This is a genomic window from Oceanobacillus sp. FSL W7-1304 (genome assembly GCF_037969805.1).
GTDB classification, from domain to species: Bacteria; Bacillota; Bacilli; order Bacillales; family Amphibacillaceae; genus Oceanobacillus; species Oceanobacillus profundus.
In genome coordinates, this window is record NZ_CP150211.1 from 987,433 (window position 1) to 1,006,038 (window position 18,606).

An 18,606-nucleotide genomic window follows, 5' to 3' on the forward strand; every position below is an offset into this window, starting at 1 on the left:
GAGTGCAAGTTGCTCTTTTTTGAAAAATCTTCTATATCTAATTAACGTTTAGTTTTGGTGCTAATCCAGTATCTTCTTTCTTCTCCGGAAGTACTAAATTAAGTATTAATGCTGCAATTGCTCCAATAGCAATTCCAGATGAAACAAAATAAGTTACGATACTTGGAAGGCCATATAAAATATCTGCCGGCATAAGCACCGCAAATAGTGCGAGCATAATTGGAATACCGATCACAAGCATATTCCGTTCTGTAAATGGCGCTTGCTTTACCACTTTAAAACCATTCATCATGATTACAACACAAATAATTGCAAACACACTGCTGATGACTACTGGCGGGATACTAGCAATTACGGTCATAAGCTTTGGCATCATTCCAAACATGAGAAGAAAGACACCACCTGCAATTATCGGTTTCCTACTTTTCACACCAGTGATGGCAATAATTCCTGCATTCGTGGAATAGCCTGTAACTGGTGTGCCACCGAAGAAAGATCCAGCAAAGCAGCCTAGCCCTTCACCAAAAGCTCCGCCGTTTAATCGTTTATCATCCAGCTTTTCTTCCGTAACATTACCTACTGTGAACCACGTTCCAGTTGTTTCAATCATAATAATGAAGTAGATAGCAAGCATAATCAAAATCGCATCCAATTCAAAGGTTGGGGTCCCAAGAGCAAATATACTTGGCATCGCAAACCATGCAGCGTCACGTACCGAAGAAAAATCCACCATTCCAAAGAAAGATGCAACAATTGTACCTATACCCAAAGCTAAAATAACAGATGCAACTTTAATATGTTTCCATTTCGTTTTGGCTTTTTCACCAATGTACATAGAGCTAATCAGTACTGCTACTGTAACAAACGCGATAAAAATGTTTGTATTAAAGCTACCTTCCGCGCTATAGATCGAATTGATTGCTGTTGGCATTAAGGAAAAACCAACAACGACGATGACTGTACCTGCAACAATCGGTGGTATGAATTTCCGTACGACCTTACTGAAAATTTTCAATGGATAACCTAATAGTGCGATTAACAAAGCACCTGGTATTAAACTACCAATCATCGCTCCCATTCCAGACGTTGTTCCAATTGCTGCAAGTGCACTGAGTGGCACAAATGATGGTCCTTGCATAACAGGCAGCTTCATCGCGAATCCAGCCTGAATAATTGTTGCAATTCCACAAGCAATAAATGTCATCTGAATTAACAATGCACTATCAGCAACCGAAAAGGATAATAGCCCAGCTAAAATAATCGGCGGAATAAATAAATCCATTGCTAATACATGCTGTAACCCTACAAAAATAGACTTTCCTACTGAAATATCCTCTTTTTTTCTACCTTGCTCATTCTCATTCTTTACTGTCTTTGTCTCTAATTCTCTCACAGCATTCTCCAAGCTCTTATCTCCCTTCGTCTAGTACGTTACTAGATTTTTTTTAAAATTTACTGTAGTGCTTCTCATATAATGGAAACATAGAATAAAAAAAGCTCGAAATACATGCCCCTCTTTGGAGAAAGCAATGTACTTCGAGCTTTAGATATCGAAATACCGTGAAAAGACAAGACTTCAAACAAACCATATTTCATGGTCGCTAGTTACGAGTAACACACTGAACCAAACCTAAAATAGGTAAGTTCCAATGGATGTCTATTCACGATTGCTTCTCATAGTCAGTTTATTTACGGTAAACCGGTAGATACTTGTAGGCCATATCCCTACGATTATATGAAAATAACAATACATATTTTTTAGAATGTTTATAGTATAGCACCCATTTGGGCAAAAACAATACCTGAAAAATAAAAAACAACCTTCCAATAATTTAGACAAATACACTAATTGTTGAATAATGAAGATTATTACTGGCTAAAAAGATATCTTGGATTTCCATAGACGAAGTTATTTTTATGTCTTATAATGACAATCATAATACTAAAATACGAACATTAAGGTGATAACATGAAACAATATATGCAAATATTTCACGGAACTGCTTTTACAAGTAAATCAGCGAAAGAAGTGGAACAGCTAGTAGACTATCTTTTCTGTATTAATGAGGATGGGATAATTGAAAAAATTGTTGCACCATCAGATTCAGAATATGAAAAACTACTCGATGCCTATAGTGAAGCAGAGAACTTTCATCGTTTAGCAGATGGACAGTATTTACTACCTGGTTTTGTTGATTTACATGTCCATGCACCTCAATGGGCGCAATCTGGAACAGCATTAGACCTCCCACTTTACGATTGGTTAAATACGTATACCTTTCCGGTTGAGTCGAAGTTTTCCGACTTGGATTATGCGAAAAAAGTCTATGAAGATTTAGTCAGCACATTTCTTGCAAATGGTACGACGACTGCCCTTTATTTTGCAACCGTCCATAAGGAAGCTAGTTTGTTACTCGCCAAAATTTGTTCTGAGAAAGGCCAACGTGGTCTAGTTGGAAAAGTTGTCATGGACGATCCCGAACAAAATCCAGACTACTATCGAGATCAGGACACGCAAACCGCGCTTGCCGATACGGAGGAATTTATTTTAGCTGTAAAGGACTTAGCTAAGTCAACAAAACAAGGGGTTTACCCTGTTGTAACGCCCCGGTTTATTCCAAGCTGTACCGATGAAGCATTAAAAGGCTTAGGCGAATTAGCAGCAAAATATGATACCCATATCCAATCACATTGTAGCGAAGGTGACTGGGAGCATAATTATGTACAAGATCGCTTCCAAAAGAACGATGCGTTTGCCTTAAATGATTTTGGTCTTTTACGTGATAAATCGGTGATGGCACATTGCAATTTCTTAGATGATAACGATGCCGAATTATTTGCTAAAACGGGTACAGCGATTGGTCACTGTCCAATATCCAATGCATACTTTGCCAATAGTGTCATTCCAATCGCACGCTTTCACAAAAAAGGAGTGGATATTGGACTAGGTACCGATATTTCTGCTGGGTCGACACCGAGCATTTTTGATAATGCAAGACAAGCTGTTGTTTCATCAAGGATGCTAGAGGATGGTGTGAATACTGCACTTCCAGCTGCAAAACGCGGCGTACCAAATTCACGGATTACGATTAATGAAGCATTTTATTTTGCCACTGCTGGTGGGGGCGAAAGTTTGAGTTTACCAATTGGCAGACTCGAGGAAAACTATGCATGGGATGTACAAATTATCGACACGAAACTATCCACTGCAAAATTACCAATTTTTAATGCAAATGAAGATTTATATGATATTTTCCAGAAAATTATGTACCTCACTCGACCGGAGAATATTCGTGAAGTTTGGGTGCAAGGTGAACGCGTTCATTCACGAGCAAACTAATCATAAAAAAGAGCCTATTTAAACCATTCGGGTTGGGTACTGCCCCCCGAAAGTTAGTTTTCTACTCTAACTTTCGGGGGGCGGTACCGTTGCATAGACTCTTTTTTTCTAACCATCATCCCCAAATGGACAAGACGGATGAAAATGTTCGAAATACAAATGATAGTGAAGCGAACAGCCGCTGTTGAATGATGCTTGACAGTTTGGACACGTGTTGTCACTGTTTATATATTGGTTAATTGTCAGCTCTTCCTTGCAGCTTCCACAGAGGATAGCTTTTTCATTGAACTTTTCACGTGGCCAAACCTCTCCCTTCCCACAACCATACGCTTCGTGACATAAATGACAAGGAAAATAACGATTACAGCAATAAAAACGAATAGCGATGATGTCTTTGCCGGTATGATAATGCTGACAGCGTGTTGCTTGATCAATTGCTCCTTGAATATCAAACTCAGAAATCTTCATTTGCCGCCCCCCTTTTTTGCTATTTTATCACATTTAGAAAGCGGAATGGGCTGGCAGACTATAAAGTGAAATGCAAATAGCCCCCTTCTGTTACGCCGCATTTGCGTTACGCCAGAAAGCGGGCCACGAATCGGGTTTCAAGCAAACCCAATGAAATATTAGGAATAGCCAGTGGCTATGAATGTTAAAACAAAATCACTCGTATCATGACACACGAAGTCAGATACTTTGAAGGCATGGTGTTTCTATACTTAAATAATCCGCCTAGCTTTATTGTTTACGAAGTGAATTAATAAAATGAGCAACTCCATTTTCATGATTGGAAAGCGTAACTTCCCCAGCCGCTTCTTTAATTGCATCAGGAGCATTTCCCATAGCAGCACTTCTGCCTGCTGTTGTTAACATTGATAAATCATTAAAACTATCTCCAACAGCTGCAGTATCCGCTATATGAATACCTAATTTATTCGCAAGGATTGCTAAGGCATTTCCCTTAGATGCATTTTTGTGCTCCAACTCAAAATTATGATTTGCTGACGATACAATCGTTAAGTCATTGTGGTCTTTAAATTGTTCCCAGCCCTTATTTAGTTTTGCCTCATCAAATGAAAATGCAAGGATGTTATAAATATCAATGCCCATTTCACTCACTTCTTTATGAGAATCAATATAAGAAAATCCCGTTTGACTGAACTGCTTATTGATTGCCTGTTTTAGTTCTTCCACACTTATATTTGGGTTGCCGCTCAGCACACGATCCATTTCAATCGTTAATCGTTCCCGACCATTTTGTGGTGTTAGGATAGCTTCATTGCTAAAGATTTCATAATAAAATCCCTCTTGTTCAAGCCAATTTAAGCTCTCCAGTGCATCTTCATGCTTCATCGGTAGATGGTGAAATAATTCTCCGTTTGGACGATGAATTGTTGCTCCGTTTGCTCCGATAATCCATGTCTTCATATTAGTATTTTTAAAGATCGTTTGCACATCAAAATGAGCACGCCCAGTAGCAATAACAACCTCAATTCCTTGCGCTTGTGCGGCTAGAAGTGCTTGTTTGTTGTTCTCACTTATTTCACTTTTTTCATTAAGCAGGGTTCCATCTAAATCAATTGCAATTAATTTTGTCATCTTATTTATCACCTTTCGTTTCACCGTCTGCTATTAGTAATTCTACATTGTTTTTTCGCAAGACTTCCATAAAGGCCTTTGGTGGTGTTTTATCTGTAATTAATAGATCTACATCATCTAAGCTTGCAAATTTGAAAAAGTGATTCGTTCCGAGCTTGGTATGATCTGCTAAGACAATCACCTGTTTCGCTTGCTTAACCATCTTTCTTTTTACAACACCGTCTTCTTCATGCGCAATGGTCAATCCAGTTTCTGATATACCAATAACACCAACAAAAAGTTTATCCACGTAGTAATCCGAGAGCTTCTCCACTACAGAAGAGCCGTATAAAAAGCGATGCTCTTTATGCAGTGTGCCACCCAGAAGTTGAATATTGATATGGGATCTATTAGACAATACTTCTGCCAGGTTAATTGAATTCGTAATGATTGTACAATCCATATTTTGAATGTGCTCTGCACAGGCCTGAACTGTCGTTGATGTATCTAAAATAATATTGTCATTCGGATAAATTAAAGAAGCTGCCTTCTTCCCGATTATCTTTTTTTCCTGTGATACAGTCTCCAGACGCTTTGAGTAGTTTTTAATTTCTTCCTGAATAGATGGTAAGATTGCTCCGCCACGTGTACGTATAATAGAATTTTCCACTTCTAACTTAACAAGATCCCTTCGCGCTGTATCTCTTGAAACATGAAACATCGTACATATTTCTTCAACCGATATTCGTTTATTTTTTTGAAGGAAGTCTAAAATAGATAACAATCTCTCTTCTTGGTACAATGCTTCTTCACCAACTTCAGTACGTATTTATAAGTAATTATACATATTTTACACAGATTTACAAGTATTTATAAGTAATTGTAAGTGATATATTCAAATTCCCTTAAGAAATTGAAATTCATTTCTAAATAGGTAGCATTTTTTGGCAAAAAGGGAATGATATATTCACCACTGTTAAAATAAAATACTTTTTGGTAATAGTTTTATTAGGTTCATATTCAAAATTATAAACGAAAGGAGTGCTACCATTGTCAAATCAAGTTTACGCAATATTTCGCGGAGGATGGGTGTTGCTGCGTTCTATCGCGGTTATCTCATCAAGTGTTGCGACTATTATTTCTAGCTTACTTCCTTTATTTTTATATTCATCAATCTCTTCGGACCGGCTCTGGCTGCTATTTGTTTTCCTTACGATCGCTGCATTCGCCATTCACGGCGTCCTAACACATGCTTTTAACGATTATACCGATCATTGTTCTGGTACGGATAGCTTTAGTCCAGCTATTTTGTCTGGGGGAAGTCGCGTAATCCAGAATGGAATGTTTTCTTTGCACGCAGTTCTCAAACTAGCTTTCGCCTTTACCTTTATTCTTTTAATCCTTGCTTTAGTGCTCGCTATTTTTGCACAATACAAGCTCGTCATTTTATTATTGATTGGAATCTGGAGTGCCGTTTCTTACTCGGTCTCTCCTTTGCATCTAAGCTATCGGCCTTTTTTAGGTGAATGGGCAAGTCTTTTTCCAGCTATCTTTTCACTTGGTTTGGCTGGACCTTGGTTGATGTTAAATACAATTCCATTATGGGCAATCCAAAATTCCTTGATTAATGCCCTTTTTTGTATGGCATGGGTAATGGTTCATCACATTCCAGATTTACAAGCTGACAGACGAGCTTTACCAAAAAAACAAACAAGTGTCGTTTGGTTTGTTGAGCGATTCGGACTTTATTATGCACGTTTCCCAGCGCTGCTCTATTTTTCCTTTGCAGCATTATGCATGCTTTGGTTAGGATTCGACCGAATTTGGGCTGCAGGCTTTCTATTGATTATGCTCACTATAGCGATAATACTTGTTCTGAAAATGGATGTAACAAATCATGAACAGGTAAGTAATTATGAAAAGATCTTACTTTTTCTTGCGATGCTAACAGCTGTTGGATTAGGTATTTTGGTTTAAAATGTACTTAATTCCTTTCTTTCCCATTGATTGTCCTCATCTGGCGTTTCGACGCTTTGCTAGATTTAACAGTGTAAATGTAAAAAGTGACCAACATATAAAAATATGGTGCTGCACCCCAAAAGTTAGAGTAAGAAATCTAAGTTTTGGGGTGTTTTTGCATTGCAAAATATAGTGAGCAATTTAAATTAATGATTGTTAAGGAATATATGGAAGGTCCTCTTGGTTACACTTTATTAGCTAGGAAATATGATATTCCAAGTAAGGCTCCTATTGAAAGATGGGTAAAGTCATATAAAGCATTGGGTGAAGAGGGGTTACGTAAAAAGCGTTGTAAAAAGGTTTATTCTGTTCAATTTAAGTTAAATGTACTAAACTTTATGAAACAAACGGGCGCTTCTTACCAAGATACCGCAATAGAATTTCAGATGAATAATTCTACTCTTATTGCGAACTGGAACAAGATTTTCCTTACTGAAGGGATAGAAGGCCTCAAAGAAAAACCGAAAGGACGGCCCCCTATGTCTGGGAAAAGAAAAGCAAAGTCAGTAAAACAAGAGAAAGCAATGAATCGCGAGGAACAATTAGAGCGTGAGATTGAACTTCTTCGGTTGGAAAATACCTATTTAAAAAAGTTAAAAGCTTTTCAGGAAAATCCAGAGGCCTACCTCGAAAAGCACAAGCAGCGTTGGCACTCGAACTCAAGAAAGAAGGATTCAGATTAAAAGATGTACTCCGAGTTGTAGGTATACCAGAGGCAACTTATCATTATCAAGTTAAACAATTGAAGAAGGAAGATACGAATAAAGAGTGGAAAGAACTCATTCATGAATTGTTTAAGAAGCATGAAGGTAAATATGGATACCGTCGGATCCATTTAGAATTAAGAGGCAAGGGCTATAAAATCAATCATAAAAAAGTACAACGGATTATGAGAGAATTGGGCTTGAAATGTATTAAGTTTACACGAAAGTCTCGATACAAGTCTTATAAAGGAACGGTTGGGAAGGTAGCGGAAAATCGTTTAAACCGACGGTTTAATACGCCTATTCGTCTACAAAAGTTAGTCACCGACATCACGGAATTCAAGTGTACTGGAAATGAGAAACTTTATTTAAGTCCAATACTAGATTTATATAATGGTGAGGTAATCTCTTATGGTATCTCAAATAAACCAACATTAGATTTTGCGGTCAAGCCACTTAACCAAGCAATAGAAATAATCAAGAGTAAGGCCAAATATCGTACAACCATTCATTCTGATCAAGGCTGGCATTACCAACATATAAAGTGGGTCAAAACGTTGAATAAAAGCAGAATCTTTCAAAGCATGTCTAGAAAAGCCACATGTGCAGATAACGCTGCGATGGAGAATTTCTTTGGGATTATGAAACAAGAAATGTATCACGGTGAAGCATTAATGTCTTATCATGAACTGAAACGAAAGATAGAGAAATATATTTATTACTACAATAACGAACGAATTAAAACGAAATTGGCTGGTTTAAGTCCAGTGCAATACCGAACTCAAACCAGCCAAACAGCTGCATAATGAAAACTCTAACTTTTAGGGATCACTACCTATCGGTCACTTTTTACTTTTCAAAGCCTGTTAATGTTCCAATAAATTGATTTCCCCTCACTGAACTTCATCAAATGAACCTAACCATTCTGGTTATTTTTCTTTATTCTTCTGTAAACAAAAAATCCAATCACCACGATAACTCCGAGTAAGATAAGCACAGGCATATTACCTATAATGAACACAAAAATCCCTGAGAATACTGCGAGAAGAAAATTAATGCTATTCAAAAATTGCTGTTTGGTTTTTTCCAGGGTGTTTAGTTCCCCTTCACTCATCCCCGAAATCGTTACATTTTTTTCCTCCATATAGATCGTAACCGTTGCCAAGTCAGTTCTGTTTTGTAAATAATTCATTCGTCCTTTTATCTCCTCTATTTCACCTTGAACTTCAGCTAAATCAGCTGAAATGGTTAATAGATCTTCTGTTTTCTCTGCTTGCTCCATAAAGGAAAGCAATCTTTCTTCAACAACTCCTCTTGATTTTAAACGAGACTCTAGATCAATAAATTCTTCTGTTACATCCTGACCTGAAATGGAACTTTCCAAAACTTTACTGCTCCCATCTTCCACAATCTGAATAAATTCACGAAACTGATCCTGAGGAATCCTTACTGTCACCTGTCCGGTAGTTGAATCATTTTCTGCGTACCCTTGCATATTCGAATCTACAACGTACCCACCACGGTTTGCAACCTGAGACTGAATCGTATTTAATGTCTGCTGATAATTTTTTACTTCAATTTGCAGATCAGCAGTGTAAATTATTTTTCGATCAGACTCGACGATTTCTTCTTGTGATGAACCACTTTCTTCTTGTGAATCACTCACTTCTGGTTCAGTAGTGCGATCAGCTTCTCCACTAATCGAATTGCTGCTTTCTATTTCTATACTTTCTATTTCCACGCTTTCTTCCGAGTCATAATTAGCCCTATCGCTGCTTACATTACTATTTTCCACATCATTACTGCAAGCAGCTAGCAACATGCCGATCCAAAGAACAATCAAAATAATCAACCCATTTTTCATAAAGACCCCCACCTTTCATTTCCATCTCTTTTAGAATAATTACTTATCATTACAGACGTAATTTACTGAAAAATGTTACATCTATACTCGAAATAAAATAACAGTGACAGGCACTGCCTCCTCGAGTTTTGTAAAACCTACCTGCTGGAAGCAAATCTTGACTAGCCGTTTTCTGTAATGACCTATATAATAGAACAGAATGTATTTTAGAAGGAAAAGGTGTTTTATAATGAGTTTACTTACCGTTAAAAATTTAAGTCACGGATTTGGGGATCGCGCCATTTTCGATGACGTTTCTTTTCGTTTATTACAAGGAGAACATATTGGACTAATCGGAGCGAATGGAGAAGGCAAGTCCACTTTTATGAATATTATTACACAGAAACTTGAGCCAGATGCTGGAAATGTGACATGGGCAAAAAATGTCCGTGTAGGTTACTTGGATCAGCATGCTTTACTCAAGCAAGGGATGACTATCCTAGACGTGCTAAGAACAGCCTTCCAATATTTATATGATATGGAGGCTGAGATGAATGAACTATTCACAAAAATGGGTGAAGTCGGACCTGACGAATTAGAAAAACTGCTCGAAGAAACTGGACAAATACAAGACGCCCTCACGAACAGTGACTTCTATATTATCGATGCAAAAGCAGAGGAAGTTGCTAACGGGCTTGGCTTAGACGAATTTGGTCTAGATCGTGATGTCCATGACTTAAGTGGTGGACAAAGAACGAAAGTATTACTTGCCAAGCTATTATTGGAAAAACCAGATATTTTATTACTCGATGAGCCGACAAACTATCTTGATGTGGAGCATATCGAATGGCTAAAAAACTACCTGTTAGCGTATGAGCATGCATTTATCCTTGTATCACATGATATCCCATTCCTAAATAGTGTTGTGAACCTCATTTACCATATGGAAAATCAACAGCTGACACGCTATCCTGGAGACTACGATGAATTCTTGCGTGTATACGAGATGAAAAAACAGCAACTTGCTGCTGCATACAAGAAACAACAACAGGAAATTGCTAATTTAAAGGACTTTGTTGCGAGAAATAAAGCAAACGCAGCAACAAGTCGAATGGCGATGTCTCGTCAGAAAAAATTGGATAAGATGGATGTTATTGAGCTAGATGCCGAGAAACCAAAACCCGAATTTAACTTCAAACAAGCTCGTACACCAGGTAAGTACCTATTCGAAGCGAAGGACCTCGTTATCGGCTATGATGAAGCCTTGTCTAGGCCTCTTAATTTATCAATGGAACGTGGACAAAAGATTGCATTGTACGGTGCCAATGGTATTGGTAAAACTACGTTACTACGAAGCATTCTCGGTGAAATCCCTGCTATTTCGGGCTCTGTACAGTTAGGTGAGCACCTTCATATCGGATATTTTGAACAGGAAATTAAAACGGAAAATGTTAAAACCTGTATTGATGAGGTTTGGGATGAATTCCCTCATTTCACGCAATACGAAGTACGTGCTGCTCTTGCAAAATGTGGACTAACAACAAAACATATTGAGAGTAAAGTTCAAGTACTAAGTGGTGGAGAGAAGGCCAAGGTCCGACTTTGTAAATTAATTAATAACGAGTCCAACTTACTCGTATTAGATGAACCTACAAATCATCTAGACCCGGATGCAAAAGCAGAACTAAAACGAGCACTAGACGAATACAAAGGCAGCGTCCTCCTCATTTCCCATGAACCTGATTTTTACGAGGGTATTGTAACGGATAAATGGAATTGTGAGGATTGGACGACGAAAGTGTTCTAAATATATTTATATTGTTATGGACGTAAGGCTTAGAGATAATTTTCTCTAAGCCTTATTTGATTATAATTGTAAAGAAAACTTGGTATTTGCCAAGTCTCTAGGCGAATGCCTTAGTTGCACTTTCTTATCTGCAAAAAAAGAACTCCAGCCTTAGCTGAAGTTCTTTCATCAAATCCATTAATCCACCGATCGCTGTCTTCTATAATGTCCAACATACCATATCCCCACACCACTTATTATGAACACTATACCGATTAATAAATAGTTAAACATATCAGTAGCTGTATCTGGCAGGAATCCGCCGGATGCTGAATCATCATTTGAGCTTACTTTTTCAATAATAGGAGCTTTCTCTTCCCCAGATCCGTCACCAGATACTGGAGCAGAACCACCATTTGTATTTGCTTCTTCGACTTTTTCGAATGCAGCAAATGTACTCAAATGGTGTACTGGTGCAGTAACTTTATCATCTGCAAATTCACTTCCATTGACTAGCTTCCACTCATTCGAATCCTCATTGAAATAATATAAATGAAGATGTTCAGGCTTTGTAACTTTTGCAGTGAATACACCCAACGTTAATGTTAGTGGTTCTGCAAATTCACTGATCAGTGCACCGCCCTGTGTAATCGTAATATCATATATATTACTTAATGCATCCGCAATTTGTTCCAATCGTTCGATTTTAATGATGACATCGCCTGCTCCGCTGAATGCAGATGCCGGGATATCCAGCGTAATGTCACCTTTTTGAATCGATAGGATAATATTTTTTTCCTTTATAAGCTTAATTTGTTCTTCCGTTAATTCGAGTTCCACGATAGTTTGGTCTGCATATTCATTTAAATCAACAATGATATTGCCGTCACTTGCTACCTCATAAAATGCGTCACTATCAAGCTTGGCTTTGTTACTTTGTACTTCAGGTGTTACGGTTTGCTTCTTGTTGTTTGGTAGTTGCTCGTTTGGAACTTCACCAGGATCCTTGTCGTTTCCATCATCAGGTGTTTCACCTGGCTTTTCAGGCTTATTCGGTTCTTCTTCCGGATCAGGAACCTCCGGCACTTCTGGTTCAGATGGGTCAACCACTTCTCCGTCCACTGTTTGGAAACTCCAAATGTCTGAACGAACTATACCGCCGAAATCATCAGATGCAATAACATACCAGAAATATTCGCTATTAGGATCTAGATTTTCCCAAACAACTGTTGCTGTATCTCCGCTCTCTACATTTTTCACCGAATCAATCAGATTATTAGTGTACACATTTACCTCTACGTAATCAGTTGCAACTTCTTTCAGCTGCGGTTCTAGATCCCAGTCCAAATTGAATTCATCCTTCTCCGGGAACTCTTCTGGATCATAGTAATTGTATTCATCCATATACGGAGAATAGGTACGTACTTCCATTTGGTTTGTTTCCATATTAAAGGTTAACAGTCGCATATAGCCTTGACCGCCTTCTGGTCCACCCTGGTAATCTGCAAGCAATTGGTATACAGTGCGATCAGCAGCACCATCGCCATTATCATCAATTTCGTCTATTAATTTTTGGCTATTATGGTAATGTCCCGATAGGACTGCATGGACATTTTCATTTGGAACAACAACTTTTTCAAAAAGCTCATCCCCTATTGGACTTCTTGTCCCGCTGGCAAGCAAGTATTCATGGAATCCTAAAATCGCTTTATGGTTTGGATGCTCTTCCAGAACATCATTGATCCAGTCAATTCCATCCTGATCGACACCCCATCCCATGTAAACAATGATAAAATCATTTCCATTGACTGAAATAAGGTCATAGTGTCCGCGGTTATTTTTATAGGAACCAGCAAAATAGGAACGATCCTCAAACCGTTGATCACCAAAGTACGTATAGTAATTCGTATAATTATTATCCTTTTGATCAACATCATGATTTCCAGCAAGAACTCCATATGGAATACCAGCATCATCAAGTACTTTCATTGCCTTGTCTGCAACTTCCCATTGGTCAAAATCATCCCAAATATTAACGATATCACCAGTATGGATGACGTACTCAAGATTTAACGCTTCCTGATTGGCTGCAATCCAATCCACTTGTTCGTTATAAATATTCGGATAGCTCTCAGAGTAGTATTGTGTATCGGACATCCATACAAATGTAAAATCCTCCCCTGGATTCGCTATTTGGTCTTGAACAATAACACTTACTTTACTGTCCTGTAAATATGCATCTCCAGTAACAGAACCGACTAGCTCAAACGCCGCTTCACCTGCAATAATCGATGTAAGCTCATCCCACTCGGTTGTTTTATAATTCCAAGCATACATTGTTACCTTTCGGCCATCCAACGAGGAGCCATTCCATACAATTTCGATTTCATCATCAGGCTGAACATTTTTATTAACGGTAACATCGAAGCGATGGTACGGAAATTCCGTAGTTGATTCAGTTGACACTTCTTTTCCATCCACATCGGATAATTGTGCCAACTCATCTTCTGTAAATTCGGTTTCTCCTTCTGGTAAAAATTCTCCAGGAGGTTCCGTACCAACACTATTTTGTGAAATCGTGAGGTGCTTTGAATCATCAGCTTTATACTGATACGACTGATAAAAGTCGACTTTCATCTTGTCTCCAGTTGGATCATTTATTTTCACCGATAGATCAGCACGCGTTGCATCCGGCTGGTTATTCATCCAATCTGGAAGCCATGGATGTTCCTCCACGACAAGGAATGTAATTGTCTCTGTTCCGGTATTTCCTGCTGCATCTGTTGCAGTATAGGTGATTTCATGTTCACCTGGTGCAAGCTGAGCAGATGATGTCTCATATGGAAGTGTGATTGTTTTCCCATCTAATGTCGCCGTAACTTCTGCAACATCACTCGCGTCTTCAATTTCTGCATCAATAGTAAAGTTACCTTTATACTCCTGTCCTTCTTTAATGCTTGGTTTAATAATCGGTGCTGAATTATCAACAATCACATTTGCAATTGTCTCGTCATCAGCTAATGTTGCTTTTATTTCATGCGTCCCATCTGAGACTGTTGTTGTATCGTATAAATAAGCAAGTGATGCAAATTTTTCTTCTTCAATCGTAAAATCAAAGTCGTAAACTGGATCCTTTCCAGGACTGTCACCGATAGAATAATTTGTATCCGGGTTATTATAGTTTGGATCATAGATAACTGTTCCATCTTCTAATACTAAGCGAACATTTTTAATCGTAAAATCATCACGGTTTTCAGTTGATGTTTCATCAAACGGGCTTACTTTATTTCCGGCACGAATGGTAATCGTATTTTCTCCAGGCTTCAGCATGTCAGCAGGAATAGGGACTGTTAATGTAACAAAGTCTGTATACGTATCATCGAAAATTTCTAGGATTTCATCCCCCATCGTCACACCATTTTGGAAATAAATATTCGTTTCACTAACATCAAATGCGAAATACGCTTCATTTTCCATCGCCATAAACGTATCGGTCACTTGCTCGTCATCAAGGAACAATAGCATATCATTCGTATAAGCATCTTCAGTCGCTTTGATGACTTTTTCACCTGCAATTAATTCATCCTCTTCCACATTTAAGCGAAGTCCCGTTTCTGCATTTGGATGTTCAATCGTTACGGATTTTATTTCTGTTGAACTTTCATTACGTCCATCACGTGCAACAAAGTAATATTCAAGCTCTTGTTGTCCGATTAGTTCGGGTTCATAGATGGTATGTTGAAATGTATCTTCTGTTTGTCGTTCCAAGTTTACTTGTCTAAAGTTCTCTCCATCCATCGTACGGTAAAAAAGACTAACAGATTTCACTTCGATATCATCTGTAATGGTTGCTGTAATTTGAACAGGTTCCTCCGATGTGATGGTATATTTTCCAGTTGTATCTTCTATGTTTGGTTCCGCGGTGTCATCAGGTAATTGTACCTTTTCTCCCGGCACTTGTTCTGGAATGACTTCTCCAGGTGTTGCATCCAAAACACCGGCACTGATTTTTTTCAACGTTTGGCTTCCGTCACTAGGATAACGGAATAGGATCCCTTTATCAGCAACTGTATCGTCAACACCTGCTTCATCTAAGTAGCTTACATTGGATAGTTCATACCCGCTTTTCGTTGCCATCACAAATGTACGCTCTGCACTATTTGACATTCCATTGTTATAAATCTTAATTAAGTTCTTACCTTCTGTCAGGTTTGTTCCATAATGGGCATTAAAATCCGAACCCGTTAAATCCGAGTTTCCAGAATTGATAATCCAGAAAACAACCGTTTCACCAGACGGAATAATAATTTCCTCATGGTCTGCAGGTGGGCCCCAAAGTAAGTCCCCCTCTGGTCCAGTATTCGGGTAACGATAGCGAATGGTATAATCTTTATAATCAATTGCTTCTGTTGTATTGTTATATACTTCAATAAATTCATAGGCGTCCGCACCATTTGCATTTGTTGAATCTGGTACAACCTCCGTAATAAATAGAGGTGGGACTTCTTGATAGTCTATAGCTGCTTGAGGAATATCGAATTCACCTATTTCTGACGTTGCCCTGCCAGCTTGGTTCGATGCGACAATATAATAGTTAAGCTTGTCGCTCCATATTTCTGCACGAGGAATACTTGCCGTATAGAGCGCAGCTCCCTCTGTCTCTTCCATCGTGATGGAATCAAATCCCATCGCTTCACTTTGGCTTACATAAAGATTAACGCCTTGTATAGCTTGTTCAGAAATAACTTCAACCTGGATCGTTATTTCTTCATCTGTCACTTCAAATTCAGGTTCACCAATTACTGGAACCTCTGCATTCATTTCAATCGCAACAGGCTCTTTAGGTACTTGCTCTTGGTAAACTGTAAGTGGGGAAATACTTTCTGCAATTCCGAGCTTTTGCACCGTATTTCCTTCTGATGGATATTTATACATAACCCCTTGATCGGTAAAAACATCATCCGTACCATCATTATAGGAAGCTTGTACAATCTCATTCCCAAACTCATCTGCAAGAATTAGTGTGCGCTCACTTCCATTTGCCATCCCAGCACTTTGAATGATCGCCACTCGATCCTCGGTTAACTCAAGTCCATATTGTTCATTAAAATCATCAAGTGTCGCCTGTTGGTTCCCTTCATTATGAATCCAAACAATAAAGCTTTCCTGAGAGTCGATTACCTTATCATCGGTAATATCCCAAATCTGATCGGCGGTTTCAGTCGGATATCGGTAAATGATCTGGTAATCCTTCATATTAATTGGCTGATCCGTATTGTTATAAATCTCAATAAACTCATACGCATCGGCACCATTCATGTTTGCTGTGTCTGGTGTTAATTCCGTAATTAATAGCTTCGGCATAGCTTGTGAATCGGCTTCGGGCCGGGGAATAACTGCTTCATAAGTTTCTGACGTAGTAGTACCAGCGTCATTTGAAGCAGTAAAGTAATACTGAACCTGCTCACTCCAAATTTGATTGCGTGGTAAGGTAAGCTTATAAACAGAATCTTCTTCCTGCATTGGCAAGGTTTGTTCCTTAATGGCACTGCTTTGGCTAAAATGTAGTTGTACTTCATCTAGTTCTTGCTCTGAGGTCACTTCAATTTCTACTGTTACAGTATCATCCGTTAGGGATACGGTAGGCTCTCCAATGATAGGAGCTTCAACATCTTTTACTGTGTCTGCCTTAACATCCATCGTTTCCGTTTCTACTGGCTCACTTGGAACTTGTCCGTTGATAAGGTTTAATGGAGTAGCAGTTTCCCCAAGCCCAACGAATTGCATCTCATTACCTTCAGACGGATATTGATAAACAATTCCTTGATTCTTCTCTTCCTGTTCACTATAAGCAGCACGTATAATTTCCTCACCCATGTTATCACGGATAATTATGGTTTGGTCTTGATTGTTTTCCAATCCGCTGCTTTTAATTGTTGTTACACGATCTTCTGTTAATGTAACATCATAATTCTTATTAAAGTCATCTGTTGTTAGTGCTTTATCTTGCAACCAAAGGATGTATGTTTCCTCTGGCTGAATAACTTTTTCCTCTTTCTCTGTTAGATCCCATACTAGGTCTGTTGCGTTATTTCCGTCATGGTACGAAAGTTGATAATCCTTCAGGTTTATCGGCTGATTACTATTATTGTAGATTTCAATAAATCCATAGCCATCTGGCTGAGGTGCAATTTCTGTAATAAGCAGAGTTGGAAGCTTTTGTGTATTCGGTTCTTCTGATTGTACAGCTGCTTCTATGTAGCCTTCTTCAGGATAAGTTATTTCCTCTCCATCTGCATCACGTGCGATTATGTTGTACTTAAAGTTATCGGACCATAAATGTATTTCTGAAACTTCTACTGTATAATTTTCTGTACCTTCAACCTTTGTAAATGGTAATTCCTGCTTAGCCATCTTTACACCCGATTGGAATTGTAAGATTACATCTTCTGCATTTTTAATATTCGCCTCAAATGTAATATCCGCTCCATCATTGATATTCGTTATAGCTTCATGCTCAATTGCCAATACTTCTTCAGTTGCCGCAGTAGCAGAATCTTGGTCATCCTGTGCCTCTTCTTGTTCTTGATTTTCTGGTTGCTTTTCTTTTACCTCCGTAATATAAGGTAAAGATGTAACACTCTCGTTCTCATTCCTTACTTCAAACCAATATTCCAATTTTGAGCTTGATATAGCATCCCCTGGAATCACTGCAATATATAAATCCGTATTCTCTGAACGCTCCATTGGGATTGCTGTCGCTTCAGCGTCTTGCTTATAATACAACGACACTTTCTCAGCATCTTGAATCGTTGCTATTACTTGGAATTCCTCTCCTTGTATCAGCTCCTTTGGCTGTTCATGTTGAATTGGTAAAACCTCTTGTATTTCCTCTCCTTCGACTTCCTTCTCGGCAGCTTTTGCATCCGCTTCATTAATAGCTGAGGCAGCATAAATAGGCGCTGCTCCATGGAAGAATGTCGTAAATAAAAGCATCAAAGCCGATATTAGTGCAAAAATTCTCCTCATTCTCTTCCCTCCATGACTAAGTTTACGTTCATATTAAGTATAGATTTCGCATATTAACCGGAATTAAATAATGTATGAAAATTCCGTAAAGTTTTTTAGGTCTAAGGTGATAGTGGAAAAGTTATAGGCGTAAGGTAATGAATTACCGATGTTCTCAATATGTCGTAAATTGACTTTCCAGCTAACTGCAAACTGCACCTTGGAAAGGCTTGTTTTCTCTAGTATTTTTTCCATTTGCTTCTCTTGTTGCTTTTGCTTTAGAAACCAGTCTGAACAGTACCTTCCGCAACTCTGCTTAAATAAATCG

10 protein-coding genes, 1 pseudogene and 1 riboswitch are annotated in these 18,606 nt (G+C 38.4%); of the genes and pseudogenes, 5 read left to right on the forward strand and 6 right to left on the reverse strand.

The features are described 5' to 3' along the window. Nucleotides 1-37: 37 nt before the first annotated feature. Complete coding sequence (locus NYE61_RS04970) at nucleotides 38-1,393, reverse strand: solute carrier family 23 protein (protein ID WP_303451309.1); 1,356 nt, start codon at nucleotides 1,391-1,393, stop codon at nucleotides 38-40. Nucleotides 1,394-1,657: 264 nt separating this feature from the next. Beyond that, nucleotides 1,658-1,759: riboswitch (purine riboswitch) on the reverse strand. Between the two features lie 210 nt (nucleotides 1,760-1,969). On the opposite strand from NYE61_RS04970, the gene guaD reads away from it, so the two are divergent. Next, a complete protein-coding gene (gene guaD / locus NYE61_RS04975) occupies nucleotides 1,970-3,340 on the forward strand; it encodes a guanine deaminase (RefSeq protein WP_118890276.1) in 1,371 nt (456 codons plus the stop codon). 108 nt (nucleotides 3,341-3,448) lie between these two features. Here guaD and NYE61_RS04980 read toward each other — a convergent pair whose 3' ends face one another. The 3 genes from NYE61_RS04980 to NYE61_RS04990 form a co-directional block, all read right to left on the reverse strand. Next, complete coding sequence (locus NYE61_RS04980) at nucleotides 3,449-3,808, reverse strand: CHY zinc finger protein (protein ID WP_118890275.1); 360 nt, start codon at nucleotides 3,806-3,808, stop codon at nucleotides 3,449-3,451. A gap of 270 nt (nucleotides 3,809-4,078) precedes the next feature. After that, a complete protein-coding gene (locus NYE61_RS04985) occupies nucleotides 4,079-4,939 on the reverse strand; it encodes a Cof-type HAD-IIB family hydrolase (RefSeq protein ID WP_118890274.1) in 861 nt (286 codons plus the stop codon). A gap of 1 nt (nucleotide 4,940) precedes the next feature. Next, nucleotides 4,941-5,720 (reverse strand): DeoR/GlpR family DNA-binding transcription regulator, encoded by a 780-nt coding sequence (locus NYE61_RS04990; RefSeq protein WP_303451285.1) that lies wholly within the window; start codon nucleotides 5,718-5,720, stop codon nucleotides 4,941-4,943. Between the two features lie 239 nt (nucleotides 5,721-5,959). On the opposite strand from NYE61_RS04990, the gene NYE61_RS04995 reads away from it, so the two are divergent. The 3 genes and pseudogenes from NYE61_RS04995 to NYE61_RS05005 all read left to right on the forward strand — a co-directional run. Then, nucleotides 5,960-6,895, forward strand: coding sequence for a prenyltransferase (locus tag NYE61_RS04995; protein ID WP_339316983.1), 936 nt, complete (start codon nucleotides 5,960-5,962; stop codon nucleotides 6,893-6,895). Between the two features lie 191 nt (nucleotides 6,896-7,086). After that, nucleotides 7,087-7,620, forward strand: coding sequence for a helix-turn-helix domain-containing protein (locus NYE61_RS05000; RefSeq protein WP_303451402.1), 534 nt, complete (start codon nucleotides 7,087-7,089; stop codon nucleotides 7,618-7,620). Then, nucleotides 7,581-8,447: pseudogene (locus NYE61_RS05005) on the forward strand (IS3 family transposase); the annotation flags it as partial. The gene NYE61_RS05000 and the pseudogene NYE61_RS05005, both read left to right, overlap by 40 nt. 110 nt (nucleotides 8,448-8,557) lie before the next feature. Here the strand turns inward: NYE61_RS05005 and NYE61_RS05010 are convergent. Then, a complete protein-coding gene (locus tag NYE61_RS05010; RefSeq protein WP_303450927.1) occupies nucleotides 8,558-9,505 on the reverse strand; it encodes a DUF4349 domain-containing protein in 948 nt (315 codons plus the stop codon). A gap of 229 nt (nucleotides 9,506-9,734) precedes the next feature. Between NYE61_RS05010 and NYE61_RS05015 the strand changes: the two genes are divergently transcribed. Further along, a complete protein-coding gene (locus tag NYE61_RS05015) occupies nucleotides 9,735-11,291 on the forward strand; it encodes an ABC-F family ATP-binding cassette domain-containing protein (protein WP_303450924.1) in 1,557 nt (518 codons plus the stop codon). Nucleotides 11,292-11,468: 177 nt separating this feature from the next. Here the strand turns inward: NYE61_RS05015 and NYE61_RS05020 are convergent, their stop codons facing one another. Beyond that, entirely contained in the window at nucleotides 11,469-18,299 is a 6,831-nt protein-coding gene (locus tag NYE61_RS05020) for a lamin tail domain-containing protein (protein ID WP_303450921.1), read from the reverse strand. Nucleotides 18,300-18,606 lie beyond the last annotated feature (307 nt).